This window comes from Streptomyces sp. NPDC060002 (genome assembly GCF_042737245.1).
Taxonomy (GTDB): Bacteria; Actinomycetota; Actinomycetes; order Streptomycetales; family Streptomycetaceae; genus Streptomyces.
In genome coordinates this window covers 13,186-33,414 of sequence record NZ_JBHWUW010000050.1, presented here as the reverse complement: position 1 = coordinate 33,414, position 20,229 = coordinate 13,186, and the positions used below count along the sequence as shown (strand labels likewise).

The following is a 20,229-nucleotide window of genomic DNA, read 5'->3' as shown; positions in this document are numbered from 1 at the left end:
ACCTCAACTTCCTTTGTCAGAAGCATTGACGAAACACAGGGCCGCTCCTACCTTCAACGCGTCGTACTTCGTACGTCATATATGAGACGCGATACACGAGATCCGCGATCAGACACGCGACACCCGAGAGGCGCGCATGACCTCTGTGCCCACGCCGATCCCGTCCCGCACGCAGTACGTGCTGGAGGAGATCAAACGCCGCATCCTCACCGGGCGGCTGACGCCCGGCCAGGCCCTGGTCGAGACCGAGCTCGCCGCGCAGTTCGGGGTCTCCAAGACCCCGGTGCGCGAGGCGCTCAAGACCCTGGCCGGCACCGGACTGGTCGTCATGAGCCAGTACAAGGGCGTCACGGTGCGCATGGTGGACGCGGACATGGCGCGCGAGGTCTACGACGTACGCCTGCTGCTCGAGCCCGAGGCGCTCAAGCGGGCTGTGCGGCTGGGTGCCTCCCTTGACGCCGCCCGCGAGGCGCTGACCAGGGCCGACCGGGCGACCGACACCGCCGAACGGTCTCTGGCCAACCGTGCGTTCCACCGTGCCCTGTACCTGCCGTGCGGCAACCCGCTGCTCGGCCGGATGCTCGACGAGGTGCGCGACCAGGCCGCCCTGGTGTCCGCCGTCGCCTGGGCCGCCTCGCCCTCCTGGGAACGGGAGGCCGGCGAGCACCGCGAGATCCTGCGGCTCGCCCTGGCCGGCGACTCCGACGGAGCGGCCCGCGCCCTGCACGCCCACATCGCGTCGTTCGTGCACCGGGCGTTCCCCGAGACCGCCCAGGAGGCCCCGGAAGGGCCCCGGGCAGAGAAAGGTCAGGAATGAGCAGCGTGGCGTTCGAGACCCAGCGTGCGGCTTTGGCCGACGTGGTGGCCATCCCGGTGACCCCGTTCGCCGAGGACGGCTCCGTCGACGGCGAAGTCCACCGGGCCCTGCTGCGCCGGCTGCTCGACGGCGGGATCACCACCCTCACCCCGAACGGCAACACCGGCGAGTTCTACGCACTGACCCCCGAGGAGCGCCGCCTGGTCACGGAGCTGACCATCGAGGTGGCCGGCGGACGGGCGGCGATCCTGGTCGGGGTCGGACACGACGTGCCGACCGCCGTCGCCTCCGCCCGGCACGCCCGAGAGCTGGGCGCGCAGATGGTGATGGTCCATCAGCCCGTCCATCCGTACGTGTCGCAGAGCGGCTGGGTCGACTACCACCGGGAGATCGCGGCGGCGGTGCCCGAGCTGGGCGTCGTCCCGTACATCCGCAACGCGCAGCTGCGCGGCGAACGTCTCGCCGAACTCGCCGACGCCTGTCCGAACGTCATCGGCGTCAAGTACGCCGTCCCGGACGCCTCGCGCTTCGCCGCGTTCGCGCGGGACGCGGGTCTGGAGCGCTTCGTCTGGGTGGCCGGTCTCGCCGAGCCGTACGCCCCCTCCTACTTCTCCGCGGGCGCCACCGGCTTCACCTCCGGGCTCGTGAACGTCGCCCCCGCCGTTTCGCTGAACATGATCGAAGCGCTTCGATCAGGGGACTACCCGGCCGCGATGAAGGTGTGGGAACAGATCAGACGCTTCGAGGAACTGCGCGCCGCCAACGGTTCCGCCAACAACGTCACCGTGGTCAAGGAGGCCCTTTCCTCCCTTGGCCTGTGCCGTCGTGAGGTCCGCCCGCCGAGCCGGCCGCTGCCCGAGGACGAGCGCGCCGAGGTCGCCGCCATAGCTGCCGGATGGTCCATATGAAGCGCTTCGACGATCAAGCCCGCAAACGTCCGGAGGACCTCAGAAGCCACCAGTGGTACGGCGCCGAGGGCCTGCGCTCCTTCAGCCACCGCGCCCGCACCCGCCAGCTCGGCTACCTCCCCGAGGAGCACCTCGGCAAGCCGGTCATCGCCGTCCTCAACACCTGGTCGGACATCAACCCCTGCCACGTCCACCTGCGCGACCGCGCGCAGGCCGTGAAGCGGGGCGTGTGGCAGGCGGGCGGCTTCCCGCTGGAGTTCCCGGTCTCCACGCTCAGCGAGACCTTCCAGAAGCCGACCCCGATGCTCTACCGCAACCTGCTCGCGATGGAGACCGAGGAGCTGCTGCGCTCCTATCCCGTGGACGGGGCCGTGCTGATGGGCGGCTGCGACAAGACGACACCGGCGCTGCTCATGGGCGCGGCCAGCGTCGACCTGCCGACGGTGTTCGTGCCGGCCGGGCCGATGCTGCCGGGGCACTGGCGCGACGAGGTCCTCGGCTCGGGCACCGACATGTGGAAGTACTGGGACGACAAGCGGGCCGGCCTCATCGGCGACTGCGAGCTGGCCGAGCTGGAGAGCGGCCTCGCGCGCTCGCCGGGCCACTGCATGACGATGGGTACGGCGTCCACGCTGACGGCCGCCGCGGAGGCGCTGGGCGTGACGGTCCCGGGCGCGTCGAGCATCCCGGCCGTGGACTCCGGGCACGACCGGATGGCCGCCGCCGCGGGTCTGCGCATCGTCGAACTGGTCCACCGGGACCGCAGACTGAGCGAGATCCTCACCCGGGACGCGTTCGAGGACGCGGTGACGACCGTCCTCGGTCTCGGCGGCTCGACGAACGCCGTGATCCATCTCATCGCCATGGCCGGCCGGGCGGGCGTCAAGCTCACCCTCGACGACTTCGACCGCGTCGCCCGGACCGTCCCGGTGCTCGCCAACGTGCGGCCCGGCGGCCAGAAGTACCTCATGGAGGACTTCCATTTCGCGGGCGGGCTCCCCGGCTTCCTCTCCCGGATCCCGGACCTGCTCCACCTGGACCGCCCGACCGTCTCGTACGACACGCTGCGCGAGCAGCTCGCCGGCGCCCAGGTGCACGACGAGGACGTCATCCGCCGCCGGGACGACCCGGTCGCGAGCGAGGGCGGGGTCGCCGTCCTGCGCGGCAACCTCTGCCCGGACGGCGCCGTCATCAAGCACATCTCCGCCGAGCGCCACCTGCTCGAGCACACCGGTCCCGCGGTCGTCTTCGACGACTACCGGACCATGCAACGCACCATCAACGACCCCGGGCTGGGGATCACCGCCGACACCGTCCTGGTGCTGCGGGGCTCCGGCCCCAAGGGCGGCCCGGGCATGCCCGAGTACGGCATGCTGCCCATCCCCGACCACCTGCTCAAGCAGGGTGTGCGGGACATGGTGCGGATCTCCGACGCCCGGATGAGCGGGACGAGTTACGGCGCGTGCGTCCTGCACGTGGCGCCCGAGTCGTACGTCGGCGGGCCGCTCGCCCTGGTGCGCACGGGGGACTCGATCACCCTCGACGTCGAGGCCCGCTCCCTCCGGCTCAACGTGGACGACGAGGAGCTGGAGCGGCGCCGGGCGCAGTGGACACCGCCGCCCGCCCGGTACGAGCGCGGCTACGGCGCGCTCTACAACGAGCAGATCACCCAGGCCGACACCGGCTGCGACTTCGAGTTCCTGGCCCGCCCCGGCAAGGTCGCGGACCCGTACGCGGGCTGAACCACAGCAGCACGACCCGGCCCACGCATGTGCACGGAGAAAGCGCTTAACCCGCGCGAAGCGCGAAGCACGCACACGCAGCACGACGCACCGAGAGCACGACGCACACGAACGCACGACGCACCGAGAGCACGACGCACACGAACGCACGACGCACCGAGAGCACGACCCACACGAACGCACAACGCACCGAGAGACGCACTGAGAACGGAGAACAGTCATGGCCCAAGCCGCAGCCGTGGCGAAGCCGCCCGCGCCACCCCGGCGGCGCCGTGCCTCCGCCACGCCCCGCAGACTGCCGTACCTGCTGATCGCGCCGGCGGCCCTGCTGATGCTGGGCTTCATCGCCTACCCGGTCATCAGCGTCTTCTACTACAGCCTCCAGAACTTCAACCCCACCAAACCGTGGCGCAACGGCTTCGCGGGCTTCGACAACTTCGTCCACGCCTTCACCGACGACCCCCAGTTCTGGGACACGCTGACCTTCAGCGCCAAGTGGGTCTTCGTCGAGGTCGGACTCCAGCTGCTGTTCGGTCTGGCACTCGCGCTGATCGTCAACCAGACCTTCGTGGGGCGCTCGCTCGGCCGGGCGCTGGTCTTCTCCCCGTGGGCCGTGTCCGGCGTGCTGACCTCCGCGATCTGGGTGCTGCTCTACAACTCCCAGACCGGCATCACCCGTTACCTCGCGGACATGGGGATCGGCGAGTACGGCACCAGCTGGCTGTCGGACACCTCCACCGTCTTCCCGGCGGCGATCATCGCCGACCTGTGGCGAGGCGTCCCCTTCTTCGCGATCCTCATCCTCGCCGACCTCCAGTCCGTCTCCAAGGACCTGTACGAGGCCGCCGAGGTCGACGGCGCGAGCCGGATCAAGCAGTTCTGGCACATCACCCTGCCCCACCTGAAGGACGCCATCGTCCTGTCCACGCTGCTGCGCGCGGTGTGGGAGTTCAACAACGTCGACCTGCTCTACACGCTCACCGGCGGCGGCCCGGCGGGGGAGACCACCACCCTCCCGCTCTACATCGCCAACACCAGCGTCGACGCACACAACTTCGGCTACGCGTCCGCCCTCACCACGGTCGCGTTCGTGATCCTGCTCTTCTGCTCGATGGTCTATCTGCGGCTGAGCAAGTTCGGAGGAGGCGACAAGTGATCACCAAGGAGGCCACCGAGGTCACACCCGTCCCCGTGCGCGTGACCGGCGCGCCCGAACGGCGCCCGTCCCGGCACAGGCGTGCCTGGGACGAGGCCCCCCGCTGGCAGATCTATCTCCCCCTCGGGATCTACCTGGTCTTCACCCTGGTCCCCTTCTACTGGATCCTCCTCTTCGCGCTCCGCCCGGCCGGCTCGACCTCGCTCGTGCCCTGGCCGATGACCTTCGACCACTTCGAGAAGGTCTGGAACGAGCGGGACTTCGCCGTCTACTTCCAGAACAGCGTGCTCACCGGCGTGGCGACCCTGCTGCTCACCACCGGCGTGGCCCTGGCCGGCGGCTACGCCCTCGCCCGCTTCGACTTCAGGATCAAGCGCGGCTTCATGCTCGCCCTGCTGTGCACCCAGTTCGTGCCGGGCGCGCTGCTCCTCGTGCCGCTCTTCCAGATCTTCGCCGAGCTCAAGATGATCAACTCGCTCGGCAGTGTCATCCTCGCCGAGACGGTCTTCCAGCTGCCCCTGTCGATGATCCTGATCAGCGGCTTCATCCGGAACGTGCCGTACTCCCTGGAGGAGGCCGCCTGGGTCGACGGGTGCAACCGGCTCACCGCCTTCCGGATCGTCGTCCTTCCCCTGCTGCGGCCCGGGCTGATCGCCGTCGGTTCCTTCGCCTTCGTGCACGCCTGGAACCACTTCCTGTTCGCCCTGATGTTCCTGTCCGACCAGACCAAGCAGACGATCCCCGTCGGCCTCAACACCCTGATGAGCGCGGACAGCGTCGACCTGGGCGCGCTGGCCGCGGGCGGCATCATCGCCGCCGTACCCGTGGTGCTCGTCTTCGCCTTCATCCAGAAGTGGCTGATCACCGGCTTCAGCGCGGGGGCGGTGAAGGGGTGAGGATCCGTCAGATCACGTTGTTGGCAGCGGCGTTGGGGCTGCTCTGCGTCCCCGCGCAGGCGGAGGCCCGGGACGCCTCCCGTGACACCCTCGCCACCGACGACGGCTGGGCCGCGTACGGCACCGGCACCACCGGAGGCGCGGCCGCCGACGACGCCCACGTCCACACCGTCACCGACCGCGCCGGACTGGTCCGCGCCCTCGACGGCGGCAGCGACACCCCGAAGATCATCAGGATCGCCGGGACGATCGACGCCAACACCGACGACGACGGCGACCACCTGGACTGCGCCGACTACGCCACCGACGGCTACCGCCTGAAGCGGTACCTGACCGCCTACGACCCGCGCACCTGGGGCTCCGCCAAGCCGAGCGGCGCGCAGGAGGAGGCCCGCCAGGCATCGGCCGCCGCGCAGGCCGAGCGGATCGTGCTGCCCGTCGGCTCCCACACCACCATCATCGGCCTCGGCGACGGAGCCGTCCTCAAGGGCGCCAGTCTCCAGGTGAGGAACGCGGACAACGTCATCCTCCGCAATCTCGACCTGCGCGACGCCTACGACTGCTTCCCCGTCTGGCAGCCCAACACCGGCGGCCTCGGCGACTGGAAGACGGCGTACGACAACATCTGGCTGACCGGCGCGACCCACGTCTGGGTCGACCACGTCACCGCCTCCGACCAGGGCCGGCCCGACTCCGCCGAGCCCACCTACTTCGCCCGCAACTACCTGCGCCACGACGGCCTGCTCGACATCACCAACGGCTCCGACCTGGTCACCGTCTCCTGGAGCCGGTTCGCAGACCACGACAAGGCGATGCTCATCGGCAGCGGCGACACGGCCACCGGCGACCGCGGAAAGCTCCGGGTCACCCTGCACCACAACCAGTTCGAGTCCGTCGTACAGCGCGCACCGCGCGTCCGCTTCGGGCAGGTGCACCTCTACGACAACCGGTACGTCGTCCCCGAGGGCGCCGAGTACCGCTACTCGCTCGGCGTGTCGACCGAGTCGGCCCTCTACGCCGAGAACAACGCCTTCCACACCCCCGGCCACGTGGAGGTCGCCGACCTGGTCAAGAGCTGGAACGGCACCGCCCTGCACCAGAGCGGCACTTTGTTCAATGGCCGGCCCGTGGACCTCCTCGCGATTTACAACGCCTACAACAGCGGCAGCGAGCGCGACCTCACGGCGGACGTCGGCTGGACGCCTACCCTGCACGGAAAGATCGACAGCGCCGCGGTGGCCGACCGCGAGGTGGCACGCGGCGCGGGCGCAGGGAGGATCCCATGAGCACTTCGAGCACCGCTGTACCGATTGTCCTCGCGGGCGCGCGCGGCCACGGCCGCTGGCACCTGGACAACATCCGCCGGCTCCAGGACAAGGGCATCGTCCGCCTGGCGGGCGTCTGTGAGCTGACCCCGCTGACCCCGGCGGAGATCCCCGAGGGCCTCGGCACGCCCGAGCAGTGCGCCGACTTCGGCACGCTGCTGGACACGACCGGCGCCCGGATCGCCGTCGTCTGCACCCCGATCCCCACCCACACCGACCTGGCCCTGATCGCGGCGCGCAAGGGGGTGCACCTGCTCCTGGAGAAGCCGCCCGCGCCCTCCTACGCCGAGTTCCGCCGGATGGCGGACGGGGTCGCCGAGGCGGGCGTGGTCTGCCAGATCGGCTTCCAGTCGCTGGGCTCGCACGCCGTGCCCGCGATCCGCGCGCTGATCGAGGACGGGGTGGTCGGCGAGGTCACCGGGGTCGGCGGCGCCGGGGCCTGGGCCCGGCCCGAGGCGTACTACCGACGGGCGCCCTGGGCGGGCAAGCGGCGGATGAACGGCGTCGACGTGATCGACGGGGCGCTCACCAACCCGCTCGCGCACGCCGTCGCCACCGCCCTCGCGCTGGCCGGCGCGACCCGCGCCACCGACGTGACGGGCATCGAGACCGAGCTGGCGCACGCCAACGCCATCGAGTCCGACGACACCTCCTGCGTCCGCGTCACCACGGCCGACGGCCGCGAGATCGTCGTCGCGGCCACGCTGTGCGCCGAGGACCCCGACGACCCGTACGTCATCGTGCACGGCAGCCGCGGCCGGATCACGTACTGGTACAAGCAGGACCGCGTCCTGCTCCAGCGGGCCGGCCACGGCCCCGAGGAGTTCGAGTACGGCCGCACCGACCTGCTGGAGAACCTCGTCGAGCACCTCGCCGACGGAACGGAACTGCTGGTCCCGCCCGACGTGACCGAGTCGTTCATGCGGGTCGTCGAGGCGATCCGGGTCGCCCCGGACCCGGTGCAGGTGCCCGACGACGACTGGCGCCTGCTGCCCGGCGAGGAGCGTCGGGTCGTCCCCGGCGTCGACGGCCTCGTCGCGGCCGCCGCCGACACTCTCGCCCTCTACTCCGAACTGGGCGCCCCCTGGGCGTTCACGACCGCGCATCCGAAAGAGGTGAGCCCCTGATGACCGCAGCCGCACCCGACGCACCGGTCGTCCTGCGTGTCGCCGGCCGCCCGGTCGCCCGCTACGTGACCCGGCCCGAACTGCCCGCCGGGCTCTCCCCGCGCCCCTATCTGCACCCCGTCACCACCCTGGCGGGCACGGCGGTCACCGAACTGAGCCCGGCCGACCACGCACACCACCTCGGCGTCGGTGTAGCCGTACCCGACGTCGAGGGGCACAACTTCTGGGGCGGACGCACCTACGTCCGCGGCCGGGGTCCGGCCGAGCTCGACAACCACGGCGCCCAGCGGCACAGTTCCTTCCAGCTCCGCGACCCGGACGGTTTCGTGGAGGAGCTGCGCTGGGTCGCCTCGGGAACGGAGCTGCTGCGTGAGCGCCGTACGGTCGCGGCCACCGAACTCACCGACTCCGCCTGGGCGCTGGACTTCACCTTCTCCCTGACCAACGTCACCTCCGGCCCGTTGTCCCTCGGCAGCCCGGCGACGAACGGGCGCCCCGGAGCGGCCTACGGCGGCTTCTTCTGGCGGGCCCGGAAGGAGGACGCGGCCCCCGAGGTCTTCACCGCCGGCACGGAGGGCGAGGCATCCGTCCACGGAGCCCGCGCCGACTGGCTCGCCCTGGCCGGCGCGCACTGGACCCTCGTCTTCGCCGGGGCGACCGCCGCCACCCGCCGCGACCCCTGGTTCGTCCGCACCGCCGAGTACCCGGGCGTCGGCTCCTCGCTGGCTTCGGAGGCGAGGCTGGCGGTCCCGCCCGGCGAGACGGCCGTACGCCGGATCGTCACCGTCGTCGCCGACGGCCGCCTGGACCGGGACGAGGCGGCGGCACTGGTACGGAAGGCGGTCAGCCAGTGACGTACGAGACGTACACCAACCCCGTCCTGAACGCAGACTGGTCCGACCCGGACGTCGTGCGGGTCGGCGACGACTTCTACCTCACCGCCTCCAGCTTCGGCCGCGCCCCCGGCCTGCCCCTGCTGCACTCGCGCGATCTGGTCAACTGGACACTGGTCGGCCACGCCCTCGAACGCCTGGAACCGGCCGACGAGTTCAGGTCTCCGCGGCACGACTGCGGGGTGTGGGCGCCGTCGCTGAGGCACCACGACGACCGTTTCTGGATCTTCTGGGGCGACCCCGACCAGGGCATCTTCCAGGTCAACGCCCCTCAGATCAGGGGGCCCTGGTCCCGGCCGCAGCTGGTCAAGGAGGGCAGGGGGCTCATCGATCCCTGTCCCCTCTGGGACGACGAGACGGGCGAGGCCTATCTGGTCCACGCCTGGGCCAAGTCCCGTGCCGGGGTGAAGAACCGGCTCACCGGTCACCGGATGCACCCCGAGGGGACGGCCGTCCTCGACGAGGGCAAGGTGATCGTCGACGGGGACCGGATCCCCGGCTGGTTCACCCTCGAAGGGCCGAAGCTCTACCGGCACGACGGCTGGTTCTGGATCCTCGCGCCCGCCGGGGGAGTGGAGACCGGCTGGCAGGGCGCCTTCCGGGCCCGGGACTTCTTCGGCCCGTACGAGGAGCGGATCGTCCTGGAGCAGAAGGACACCGAGGTCAACGGCCCCCACCAGGGCGGCTGGGTGCGCACCCGGTCCGGCGAGGACTGGTTCCTGCACTTCCAGCAGCGCGGCGCGTACGGCCGTGTCGTCCATCTCCAGCCGATGCGCTGGGGCGAATCCGGGAGTGCGGCGGGCTGGCCGGTGATCGGCGACGAGGGCGCCCCCGTGCTCGAGCACCGGCGGCCCGGCCTGCCCGCGGGACCGCCGGCCGCACCCGCCACCGACGACGACTTCCCCGGCGGACGCTTCGGCCGCCAGTGGTCGTGGACCGCCAACCCTCCCCCACTCTCGTCCTCGCTCGAGCGGGGGGACCCCCATGACGGCCTCGCCACCCAGCACTCCGCGGACGGACTGCGGCTGACCTGCGTGCGCACGGCGGACGCACACGACCTGCGCAGGCTGCCGAGCGTCCTCACACAACGGCTGCCCGGGCTCCCGTCCGTCGTGGAGGTGGAACTGGAGCTGCTCAGCGAGGAGCCGGGAGCACGCGCCGGACTCGCGGTCCTCGGGGACGCCTTCGGCTGGATCGGGCTCCAGCGGGGTACCGACGGGGCGGTCCACCTCGTGCACCGGTTCGCCGAAGCGGTCGCCGAGAGCGAACGGGACGCGGCCCACCCGAGGCTCGCCCCCCGGGGACGGGCGCGCCTGCGGATCGAGATCGGCACCGGAGCGCGTTGCCGTTTCGCGTACGACACCGGCGACGGCCTGCGCTGCTCGGGTCCCGTGTTCGCCGCCACGCCCTGGCGCTGGGTCGGTGCCCTGCTCGGCCTCTTCGCCCTCGCGCCCGCCGGAACCGGGCACGCGGGAGCGGCCACGTTCAGCGAGTTCCGGATCAGCCCGCTCTAACCCACCTGTTCTGTACGCCTCTTGGGAGCCGCAATGACGCACTTCCATAGCAAGCGCTTGCCGGGGCCGGGTACGGTCCTGGCGGCCGTCGTCGTCCTGCTGGCGGCGCTCGGCCTCGGTGCCGTCGGGCAGGCGAGGGCCGCCGACACGCCGCGGACGGCCCTCGGCCCGGCCCCTTCGTCACCCCGCTGGACCGACCGTGCCCACGGTTTCGCCTCCCTCGCCGGCGGCACCACCGGAGGCGCCGGCGGCAAGGTCGTCACCGTCACCGACCAGGCCTCGCTCGCGAGGTACGCGGCCGCCGAGGAGCCGTACGTCATCCGGGTCGAGGGCGCGGTGGCCGTCCAGCCCTTCGGCTCCGGCATCGTCGTGACCTCGAACAAGACGATCATCGGAGTCGGCGACACCGGTGAGATCGTGCACGGGGAACTTCACCTGGACCCCGGCACGCACAACGTGATCATCCGCAACCTGACGATCCGCGACTCGTACGTCGAGGGCGACTGGGACGGCAAGACCACCGACTTCGACGCCATCCAGATGGACACCGCCGACCACGTGTGGATCGACCACAACCGTTTCACGCACATGGGCGACGGACTGCTCGACATCCGCAGGAACAGCCAGTACGTCACCGTCTCCGCCAACCGGTTCGACACCCACAACAAGGCGTTCGGCATCGGCTGGACGACCGACGTCCTGACCCAGATCACCATCGACCACAACTGGTTCACGGGCACCAAGCAGCGCAACCCGTCCGCGGACAACTGCGCGTACGCGCACCTCTACAACAACTACCTCTCGGCGCAGGTGGCCGACGGGGACCCGGTGTGGACGTACGGGAACTGGTCGCGCGGCCACACGAAGATGGTCATCGAGAACAGTTACTTCGACGGGATCCAGCACCCCTACCAGGCCGACGCCACCGCCGAGCTGGTGCAGCGCGGGTCGATCCTGCGCAACACGAGCGGACGGACCGACGAGTGGGGCGCGGCCTTCGACCCGCGCGCGTTCTACGCGTACCGCCTGGACCCCGCGGCCGCCGTTCCCGCCCTGGTCACCCGGTTCTCCGGGCCGCAGAAGCGGATCGGTGACGCGGTCACGCTGTACGTCCCGGGCGACTACCCGACCGTCCAGGCCGCCGTCGACGCCGTGCCCGACGGCAACTCCGGCGACGTCACCGTCGCCGTCGCGCCGGGCACGTACCGCGAGAAGGTCCTGATCCCCGCCACCAAGCCGAACATCGTGCTCCGGGGGACCGGACGCGACCGCTCGGACACCGTCATCGTCTACGACACGCCCGCCGAGTACGGGGGTTCGACGGGGAGCGCCACCGTCCGGATCGCCGCGAACGACGTCACCGCCCGCAACCTGACCTTCAGCAACGACTTCGACGAGGCCGCGGTCGAACTCAAGGGTGAGCAGGCCCTCGCCATGAAGACGACCGGCGACCGCATCGTCTTCGAGAACACCGCCTTCCTGGGCAACCAGGACACGCTGATGACCGACAGCCCCAAGCTGACGACCGTCAGCCGGGTGTACGTCCGTGACTCCTACATCGAGGGCGACGTCGACTTCGTCTACGGACGGGCCACGACCGTGATCGAGCGGTCGGTGATCCGGTTGCTGAGCCGGGGGTCGACCTCCAACAACGGCTATCTGACGGCCGCTTCGACGTGGACGGGCAATCCGCGCGGGTTCCTGATCACCCGGTCGAAGGTCGTCAGCGACGCGCCGGAGCAGTCCTTCCACCTGGGGCGGCCGTGGCACCCGGGCGGGGAGCCGGCCGCGGTCGCCCAGGTGCTCATCCGGGACACCGAGCTGCCGGCGGCGGTCAAGTCCTCGCCGTGGACCGACATGAGCGGCTTCTCGTGGCGGGACGCACGGTTCGCGGAGTACCGCAACCACGGTCCGGGAGCGGTGGCCTCGGCCGACCGGCCGCAGCTGAGCGACGCCGACGCCGAGGCGCACACCGTCGCCGACTACCTCAGGGGCACGGACGGCTGGGAACCGTACGGCCGTGCCGGCGCCACCCACTGACTCCCCCCACAACTGACTCCCCCCACAACTTCACACCTCCGTCGGGATCCAGAAGAAGAGAGCCGAACACATGAAGAGCAGCATCCGCAGAAGCAGGCGCGCCGCCCTGGCCGTCGCCCTGGGCTCCGTGCTCGCGCTGACCGCCACCGCCTGCGGCGACGACGGCAGCGGCGGCGCGGGGGACAAGGGAGGCGAGGGCTCCGGAAAGGGGGAGATCACCTTCTGGGACAACAACGGCGGTGTGCGTACCGACGTCTGGAAGGAGATCATCGCCGACTTCGAGAAGGCGAACCCCGACATCAAGGTCAACTACGTCGGTGTGCCGGCCGACAGCGTCCAGTCCAAGTACGACACCGCCATCCAGGGCGGCGGTCTGCCCGACGTCGGTGGCGTGGGCACCGCGATGCTCGCCGAGGTCGCCGCGCAGGGCGCCCTCGAACCGCTGGACAGCCGGATCTCCGAGAGCACGCTGAACGGCAAGCTCAACCAGAAGTTCCTGGACGGCGTCAAGGCGGCGGGCATCGACGGCAAGACCTACTCGGTGCCGACCTCCGCGAACAACGGCACCCTCTGGTACCGCACCGACCTGTTCCAGCAGGCCGGTCTCGACGCCCCGACGACCTGGACGAAGTTCTACGAGGCCGCCGACAAGCTCACGAACAAGAAGAAGAACGCGTTCGGGTACACCATCCGCGGCGGCGCGGGGTCCATCGCCCAGGCGCTGGACGCCACCTACGGGCAGAGCGGTGTCACCGAGTTCTGGAACGGTGACAAGGCCACGGTCAACGACCCGAGGAACGTGGCCGCGCTGGAGAAGTACGTCGGCCTGTTCAAGAAGGACACCCCGTCCGCCGACGTCAACAACGACTTCACCAAGATGGTCGCCCAGTGGGACTCCGGCACCATCGGCATGCTGAGCCACAACCTGGGCTCCTACGGCGACCACCAGAAGGCGCTGGCCGGCAAGTTCAAGGGCATCCCGGCGCCCACGCAGGACGACGGCACGCGGGTGCAGGTGTCCAACCCCGTCGACGGGCTCGGGCTGTTCAAGGCGAGCAAGAACAAGACCGCCGCCTGGAAGTTCATCGAGTTCGCCGCCTCGCATCAGTCGAACAGCAAGTGGAACGAGTCTGCGGGGTCGATCCCGGCGAACACGGAGGCGGCGAAGGACAGCTGGGTGCAGTCGTCGGAGCCGACGAAGCTGGCCGCCGAGGCGCTGGCGGGCACCAGCACCAAGATCGTGCAGCTGCCCTACTACCTGCCCGACTGGAACACCATCTCCAAGGCGGACAACGAGCCGAACTTCCAGAAGGTGCTGCTCGGGAAGCTGAGCGCGAAGGACTTCCTGGACACGCTGGCCGAGCAGCTGAACACGGCTCAGGCCGACTGGAAGAAGAACCACGGATAACTGCCCAGGTGGTTGCGGTCGTGGGGGACTGCCGGCCCGCCGTGGCTGGTCGCGCAGTTCCCCGCGCCCCTCAAGGACGAGAGGTGCACGTTCGTGTCACTTACCCGCAGGCAGGTCACCGCGGCGGCACTGGCCGCCATCCCCCTCGGCGTAGCGGCGGGCGGTGTCGCCCACGCCGAGGGACGCAAGCGGACGATCTACATCGCCGGTGATTCCACCGCCGCCCAGAAGTACTCCGACGCCGCTCCCGAGACCGGGTGGGGGATGGCGCTCCCCTTCTTCCTGCACAAGGACCGGCCCGTCGCCAACCACGCGGTGAACGGCCGCAGTTCGAAGAGCTTCATCGACGAGGGGCGGCTCGACGCCGTCCTCGCCGCGATCCGGCCGGGGGACCTGCTCCTCGTCCAGTTCGCGCACAACGACGAGAAGACCACCGATCCGACCCGCTACACCGAGCCCTGGACCACCTACCAGGACTACCTGCGGATGTACGTGGACGGCGCCCGTGCGAAGGGCGCGCGGCCGGTGTTCGCCACGCCTGTCGAGCGGCGCAGGTTCGACGCCGCGGGGAACGCCGTGCCGACGCACGGCGAGTATCCGGCCGCCATGCGCGCGCTGGCCGAGGAGGAGCGGGTGGCGCTGCTCGACCTCCAGGCGCTGTCGCTCGCGTTGTGGCAGGAACTCGGCGTCGAGGAGACGAAGACGTACTTCAACTGGACCGACACCGAGCAGGACAACACGCACTTCAATCCGCCGGGTGCGATCGCCGTGGCGCGGCTCGTCGTGCGGGAGTTGCTGCGGACCCGGGTGCTCGGGCCGCGTGACGTCGTCCGGCTGCACGACGAGATCCCCACGTCCTGGATCACCTGGCCCGCACCGCTCGCGTAGGGCCGCACCGCTCGCGCGGGACCCGCACGCCTTTCGTCACAAGAGGAGACCCGTACAGTGCGTACACAGATATGTCATGGCCGCGTCATTGGTGTCCTGGTGGGGTGCACCGCGCTGGTGCTGTCCGTCACCGGCACGGCGTCCGCCCAGGCCGATGCCCACCCCCGCTCCGCGTCCCGCGACCTCGGCCGGCAGGTCCTGGCCGCGAACGATGGCTGGGCCTCCTACGGGACGGGAACCACCGGCGGGTCGGCCGCCGACGCCGACCATGTGTACACCGTCACCACCTGGGCCGGATTCAAGGCCGCCCTCGCCGCCGGCGGCAGCGCGCCGAAGATCATCAAGGTGAAGGGCGTCATCGACGCCGTCGCCGAGGGATGCGACGCCTTCGCCGCGCCCGGCTACGACTTCGACGCCTACCTCGCCGCCTACGCGCCCGAGACCTGGGGCCTGGACACCGACCTGAGCGCCGAGCCCGACGGCAGCCCGGAGGGGCTGCGGCGCGCTTCCGCCGCCGCCCAGGACACGGCCATCAAGGCGAACGTCCCCGCCAACACCACCATCGTCGGCATCGGGAAGAACGCCGGCTTCAAGGGCGTCAGCCTGCAGATCAAGGCCGTCGACAACGTGATCATCCGGAACCTGGCCTTCGAGTCGCCCATCGACTGCTTCCCGCAGTGGGACCCGACCGACGGCACGAACGGCAACTGGAACTCCGAGTACGACACGGCCGTCGTCTACGGCTCGACGCACGTGTGGCTGGACCACAACACGTTCACCGACGGATCGCACCCGGACAGCGCCGCGCCGACCTACTTCGGCATGCTGTACCAGCAGCACGACGGCGAGCTGGACATCGTACGGGGCGCCGACTACGTCACCGCCTCCTGGAACGTCTTCACCGACCACGACAAGACGATCCTCGTCGGCAACAGCGACAGCGAGTCGACGGCCGTCGGCGACCGGGGGCACCTGAAGGTGACCTTCCACCACAACCAGTTCTCGAACCTGGTCGAGCGCGCACCCCGGGTCCGCTTCGGACAGGTCGACTCCTACAACAACCACTTCGTCGCCGACGACTCCTTCGCCTACAGCTTCGGCATCGGCAAGGAGTCCCGGCTCGTCGCCCAGCACAACGCGTTCACGCTGCCGGCAGGGGTCAGCGCGGCCAAGGTGCTGAAGCGGTGGACCGTGTCGCCGCTGACCGCCGACGACAACTACGTCAACGGCACGCTCACCGATCTGATCGCCGTGCACAACGCGGAGATCCCGGCCGAGGTCCTGGAGTCCGGCGCTGGCTGGACGCCGACCCTGCGCACCAAGGTCGACCCGGCGAAGGCGGTCCCCCGGATCGTCGGCTGCGGCGCGGGCGCCGGAGGCCTGGGCTGACCCCTCCCACGACGGCCGGGGCGGGCGGCGCCCGTCGCCGCCCCGGCCCCCTCAGCAGAGCCGCACTGCCAAGGAGCCGCCGCATGCCCAAGCCCCTACACCCCCGAGAACTGCGGGCATCCCAGGACGCCCGATCCTGGCGACCCCCGCTCTCCAGAAGGGGATTCCTGACGGCGACCGCCGGTACGGCCGCCGCCCTCGGCCTCGCCGCCGCACCCGCGCGGGCCGCCACCGCGCGACGCGGCCCGTTCGGCCGCCACGGCTCGCCGGCCGCCCGCCTCACCCCGCGGACCCTGTACGTCGACCCGCTGGGCCGGGGCGACTTCACCGGCGTCCGGGACGCCGTCGCCGCCACCACCGGCAGCGGCTGGACCCTGGTCCTCGCCCCCGGCACCTACCGGGAGACCGTCGCCCTCGACGTCACCCGTACCGAGGCCACCTGGATCGGCGCCTCCGAGGACCCCCGCGACGTCGTGATCGTCTACGACAACGCGGCCGGCACCGCCAAGCCCGGCGGGGGCACCTACGGCACCACAGGGTCGGCCACCACCACCGTGCAGGCCGACGGCTTCACCGCCCGCTGGATCACCTTCGCCAACGACTGGCTGCGCGCCGACCACCCCGACATCACCGGCACCCAGGCCGTCGCCATCAAGGTCCAGGGCGACCGCTCCGCCTTCCACCACTGCCGTTTCCTCGGCCACCAGGACACCCTGTACGCCGACTCCCCCGCCCTCGCCACCTTCGCCCGGCAGTACTACGCGCACTGCTACGTCGAGGGAGACGTCGACTTCGTCTTCGGCCGGGCGACAGCCGTCTACGAGCAGTGCCACTTCCGCACCCTGAACCGCACCGACCTGGCCGCCGCCCCCTACGGCTTCGTCTTCGCCCCCTCGACGGCGGGTCCCAACCCACTCGGGTACCTGGTCGTCCGGGGCCGGATCAGCAGCGAGGCGCCCGACGCCGCCTACAAACTGGCCCGCCCCTGGGTCCCCAGCTCCGACACCACCGCCCGTCCGATGCTCACCGTCCGCGACACCCGCCTGGACGCCGGGATCGACGCGGTCGCGCCCTACACCAACATGTCGGCCTCCTTCCCGTGGCAGAACCAGCGGTTCGCCGAGTACCGCGACACCGGGCCGGGAGCCCGGATCACGGTCCCGGAGAACCGCCCCCAACTCACGGCCGGACAGGCCGAGTCGGCGACCCGTGCGGCCTGCCTGGGTGACTGGGAGCCCTGGAAGGGGGAGTGCTGAGATGCTGCACCGGCGCACCCTCCTCGCGGGGCTCACGGGACTCGTGAGCGGCCTGGCCGCCACGGCCACGACTCCCGCTCACGCGCAGTCCCGCCGCATCCTGCACGTCCGCCCCGGCGACTCCCTTCAGGCCGCCGTGGACGCCGTCGACGGGCCCGGCCGGACGATCGTCGTACACCCGGGCACGTACCGGGAGGTCGTCAACGTGTCCTCCGACAAGGGCGAGTTGACGATTCGCGGCGCCTCCCGCGACCCGCGTGCCGTCGTCCTCGTCTTCGACAACGCCAACGGCACGCCGAAGCCAGACGGGTCCGGAACCTACGGCACCGCGGGCTCCGCCACCTTCACCTCGGCCGCGCCCGGCCTCACCGTCCGCGACCTCACCCTCGCCAACGACTGGCTGCGCGCCGACCACCCGGAGATCACCGGCACCCAGGCGGTGGCCGCCCACGTCACCGGCGACCGCACGCACTTCGACAACGTGCGCCTCCTGGCCCACCAGGACACCCTGTTCGCCGACACCACCGCGCTGGACGCCTTCGACCGGCAGTACTTCCACCGCTGCTACGTCGAGGGCGACGTCGACTTCGTCTTCGGGCGGGGCCGGGCCGTCTTCGACGCCTGTCACTTCCACACCCTCCAGCGGGACGTGAACTTCGCCCCCAAAGGCATGGTCTTCGCCCCCGCCACCGCCCGGGCGAACCCCTACGGCTTCCTCGCCCTGCGCGGCCGGATCACCTCCGGCGCCGAGAACGCGGCGTACAAGATCGCCCGGCCCTGGGTGCCGACGTACGAGACGACCGCCTGGCCCGCACTGGTCGTACGGGACACCTGGATCGGCCCCGGCATCGACGCGGTGACCCCGTACACCAACATGCGCGACGCCTACCCCTGGCAGACCATGCGCTTTCGCGAACACGCCAACTCCGGCCCCGGCGCGGTGATCTCGGTGCCGGAGAACCGGCCGCAGCTGACCACCGAGGAGGCGGCCGCCCACACCCGGCGGACGTACCTCGGAGACTGGAGGCCGTATGGGCGCCCGTGACCCGGCGGTGGGGCGGCGTGCGTTCGTCATGGCCCGCGAGGACGCCCGGGCGGCCGGATTCCTGGCCGGCCTCGACCGGGTCGACCGGCGCCGGGTCGCGGCCGTCGGGTTCTCCATGGGCGCCTTCCGCGCCTGGCAGGCGGCCGCGCTCAGCGACGACCTCGCCGCAGCGGCGGCCGTCTGCTGGATGACCGGCCCGAAGGAAATGATGGTGCCCGGCAACAACACCCCGCGAGGGCAGTCCTCGTGCTGCATGCTCCACCCCGGGCTCCCCCGGTACCTCGACTTCCCCGACGTGGCGAGCATCGCCGCACCCAGGCCGATGCTGTTCTTCGACGGCGGGCTCGACCCGCTGTTTCCCCGCCGACGGCGTCCGCGCGGCCCACGACCGGCTGCGCAGCGTCTGGCGTTCCCGTCACGCCGAGGAGCGGTTGCACCTGAAGAGCTGGCCCGACCTCGGCCATGTCTTCGTCGACCGGATGCAGGACGAGGTCTTCGACTGGCTCGACACCGTCCTGTGCGCCGCTTTGCCCGACCCGTCCCGTTGACCCAACCCGTTGCCCCATCCCGCTGAACGACGGAAAGGACCCGCACTCCATGTCTCGTCGTACCGCTCTCACGGCCGTCGCCGCCCTCACCCTGGGCGCCGGACTCGCCGTCCTGCCCACCCAGGCGCAGGCCGCCACCGTGGTGGTCAGCAACTCCACCGACCTGTCCAACGCCATCAAGAACGCCACCGCCGGCACGGTCATCCAGGTCCGCGCGGGCACCTACTACCCGACGGCCACCCTCCAGTCCACGGCCAACGGCACCTCCTCGTCGCCCGTCACCCTCACGGCGTACGGCTCGGAGACCGTGAAGATCGACGGCTCGTCGCTGCCCGACGGGGACTGGATCTTCAAACTCACCGCCGACTACTGGAACGTCTCCAACATCACCTTCCAGAACTCCCCGGACAGCGCTGTCGTCTGCCAGTCCTGCACCGGCACCAACTGGAACAACATCAAGACCATCAACGGCGGCGACTCCGGCTTCACGCTCACCGGGGACGGCACGGTCAACAACACCGTCAGGAACATCGACTCCTACGGCCACTACGACGCCGCGAACCACGGCGAGAACGCCGACGGCGTGGCCGTGAAGTACGGATCCGGCACCGGCAACCTCATCACCGGCGCCCGCCTCTACAACAACTCGGACGACGGGATCGACTTCTGGTCCTTCTCCTCGCCCGTGACCATCGAGCACACCTGGTCCTTCGGCAACGGCGTCAACCGCTGGTCCGACTCGGCGTTCGCGGGCGACGGCAACGGCTACAAACTGGGCGGCGACGGAGAGGTGGTCGCGCACGTCGTCAACAACTCGGCCGCCTGGGGCAACGCCGGAAACGGTTTCACCGAGAACTCCAACACCGGTGCCATCGTCATCAACCGCACCACCGCCTACGCCAACAGCAAGTGGGGCTACTACTTCGCCACCGGCTCCGCCAAGCTCGGCAAGAACCTGGCCGTCAGCAACGGCGGTGGCTCGGTGAGCAAGGGGTCGTCGGTCACCTCGGCCGGCAACAACTGGGACTCCGGCATCTCCACACCCGCCTTCAGGTCCACCGACGCGAGCTCCACGTACAACGCGCGCAGTTCGAGCGGCACCCTGCCCACGACCACGTTCCTGACCACGGGTTCGACGACCATCGGAGCGACCATGGACTGACCGGCGGGGCCCTCGCCGGTCAGTCCGGGCGCCCAGCCCGATCGTCTGCCTCGATCGCTTGACCCGTTTTTTGCCCGTGGACGGGTATCGATCGGGCAACGGGTCTCGCGCTCAG

At 70.6% G+C, this 20,229-nt stretch carries 16 protein-coding genes and 1 pseudogene; all 17 read left to right on the top strand.

Annotated elements, in window-relative coordinates:
* The first annotated feature begins 136 nt into the window (after positions 1 to 136).
* A complete protein-coding gene (locus tag ACFWBD_RS32480) occupies positions 137 to 817 on the top strand; it encodes a GntR family transcriptional regulator (protein ID WP_385674734.1) in 681 nt (226 codons plus the stop codon).
* Positions 814 to 1,725: a dihydrodipicolinate synthase family protein gene (locus tag ACFWBD_RS32475; RefSeq protein ID WP_385674731.1), complete on the top strand. Its 912-nt coding sequence runs from the start codon at positions 814 to 816 to the stop codon at positions 1,723 to 1,725. The genes ACFWBD_RS32480 and ACFWBD_RS32475 overlap by 4 nt, the downstream gene beginning before the upstream one ends.
* On the top strand, positions 1,722 to 3,467 hold the full coding sequence (gene araD, locus ACFWBD_RS32470; protein ID WP_385674728.1) for an L-arabinonate dehydratase: 1,746 nt from the start codon (positions 1,722 to 1,724) through the stop codon (positions 3,465 to 3,467). The genes ACFWBD_RS32475 and araD overlap by 4 nt, the downstream gene beginning before the upstream one ends.
* A 220-nt stretch (positions 3,468 to 3,687) precedes the next feature.
* The gene (locus tag ACFWBD_RS32465) at positions 3,688 to 4,623 is read left to right on the top strand and encodes a carbohydrate ABC transporter permease (RefSeq protein WP_385674725.1); all 936 of its coding nucleotides are present in this window, start codon (positions 3,688 to 3,690) and stop codon (positions 4,621 to 4,623) included.
* Positions 4,620 to 5,519 (top strand): carbohydrate ABC transporter permease, encoded by a 900-nt coding sequence (locus tag ACFWBD_RS32460; RefSeq protein WP_385674722.1) that lies wholly within the window; start codon positions 4,620 to 4,622, stop codon positions 5,517 to 5,519. Before ACFWBD_RS32465 ends, ACFWBD_RS32460 begins: the two co-directional genes overlap by 4 nt.
* Positions 5,520 to 5,539: 20 nt before the next feature.
* Positions 5,540 to 6,805, top strand: a complete 1,266-nt coding sequence (locus tag ACFWBD_RS32455) for a polysaccharide lyase family 1 protein (RefSeq protein WP_385674720.1) — start codon at positions 5,540 to 5,542, stop codon at positions 6,803 to 6,805.
* On the top strand, positions 6,802 to 7,971 hold the full coding sequence (locus ACFWBD_RS32450; RefSeq protein ID WP_385674717.1) for a Gfo/Idh/MocA family protein: 1,170 nt from the start codon (positions 6,802 to 6,804) through the stop codon (positions 7,969 to 7,971). Before ACFWBD_RS32455 ends, ACFWBD_RS32450 begins: the two co-directional genes overlap by 4 nt.
* A complete protein-coding gene (locus ACFWBD_RS32445) occupies positions 7,971 to 8,825 on the top strand; it encodes a PmoA family protein (RefSeq protein ID WP_385674714.1) in 855 nt (284 codons plus the stop codon). Before ACFWBD_RS32450 ends, ACFWBD_RS32445 begins: the two co-directional genes overlap by 1 nt.
* Positions 8,822 to 10,378 (top strand): family 43 glycosylhydrolase, encoded by a 1,557-nt coding sequence (locus ACFWBD_RS32440; protein WP_385674711.1) that lies wholly within the window; start codon positions 8,822 to 8,824, stop codon positions 10,376 to 10,378. Before ACFWBD_RS32445 ends, ACFWBD_RS32440 begins: the two co-directional genes overlap by 4 nt.
* 33 nt (positions 10,379 to 10,411) lie before the next feature.
* Complete coding sequence (locus ACFWBD_RS32435; RefSeq protein ID WP_385674708.1) at positions 10,412 to 12,418, top strand: pectinesterase family protein; 2,007 nt, start codon at positions 10,412 to 10,414, stop codon at positions 12,416 to 12,418.
* A 70-nt stretch (positions 12,419 to 12,488) separates the two neighbouring features.
* Positions 12,489 to 13,826, top strand: coding sequence for an ABC transporter substrate-binding protein (locus ACFWBD_RS32430; protein ID WP_385674705.1), 1,338 nt, complete (start codon positions 12,489 to 12,491; stop codon positions 13,824 to 13,826).
* 93 nt (positions 13,827 to 13,919) lie between these two features.
* Positions 13,920 to 14,714: a rhamnogalacturonan acetylesterase gene (locus ACFWBD_RS32425; protein WP_385674702.1), complete on the top strand. Its 795-nt coding sequence runs from the start codon at positions 13,920 to 13,922 to the stop codon at positions 14,712 to 14,714.
* A gap of 57 nt (positions 14,715 to 14,771) precedes the next feature.
* Positions 14,772 to 16,103, top strand: a complete 1,332-nt coding sequence (locus ACFWBD_RS32420) for a polysaccharide lyase family 1 protein (protein ID WP_385674699.1) — start codon at positions 14,772 to 14,774, stop codon at positions 16,101 to 16,103.
* Between the two features lie 83 nt (positions 16,104 to 16,186).
* A complete protein-coding gene (locus tag ACFWBD_RS32415) occupies positions 16,187 to 17,359 on the top strand; it encodes a pectinesterase family protein (RefSeq protein WP_385674696.1) in 1,173 nt (390 codons plus the stop codon).
* Between the two features lie 4 nt (positions 17,360 to 17,363).
* The gene (locus ACFWBD_RS32410; protein ID WP_385674823.1) at positions 17,364 to 18,404 is read left to right on the top strand and encodes a pectinesterase family protein; all 1,041 of its coding nucleotides are present in this window, start codon (positions 17,364 to 17,366) and stop codon (positions 18,402 to 18,404) included.
* Between the two features lie 19 nt (positions 18,405 to 18,423).
* Positions 18,424 to 18,952 (top strand): annotated as a pseudogene (locus ACFWBD_RS32405) (dienelactone hydrolase family protein); the annotation flags it as partial.
* 49 nt (positions 18,953 to 19,001) lie between these two features.
* Positions 19,002 to 20,114, top strand: coding sequence for a chondroitinase-B domain-containing protein (locus tag ACFWBD_RS32400; RefSeq protein WP_385674693.1), 1,113 nt, complete (start codon positions 19,002 to 19,004; stop codon positions 20,112 to 20,114).
* Positions 20,115 to 20,229: the final 115 nt, after the last annotated feature.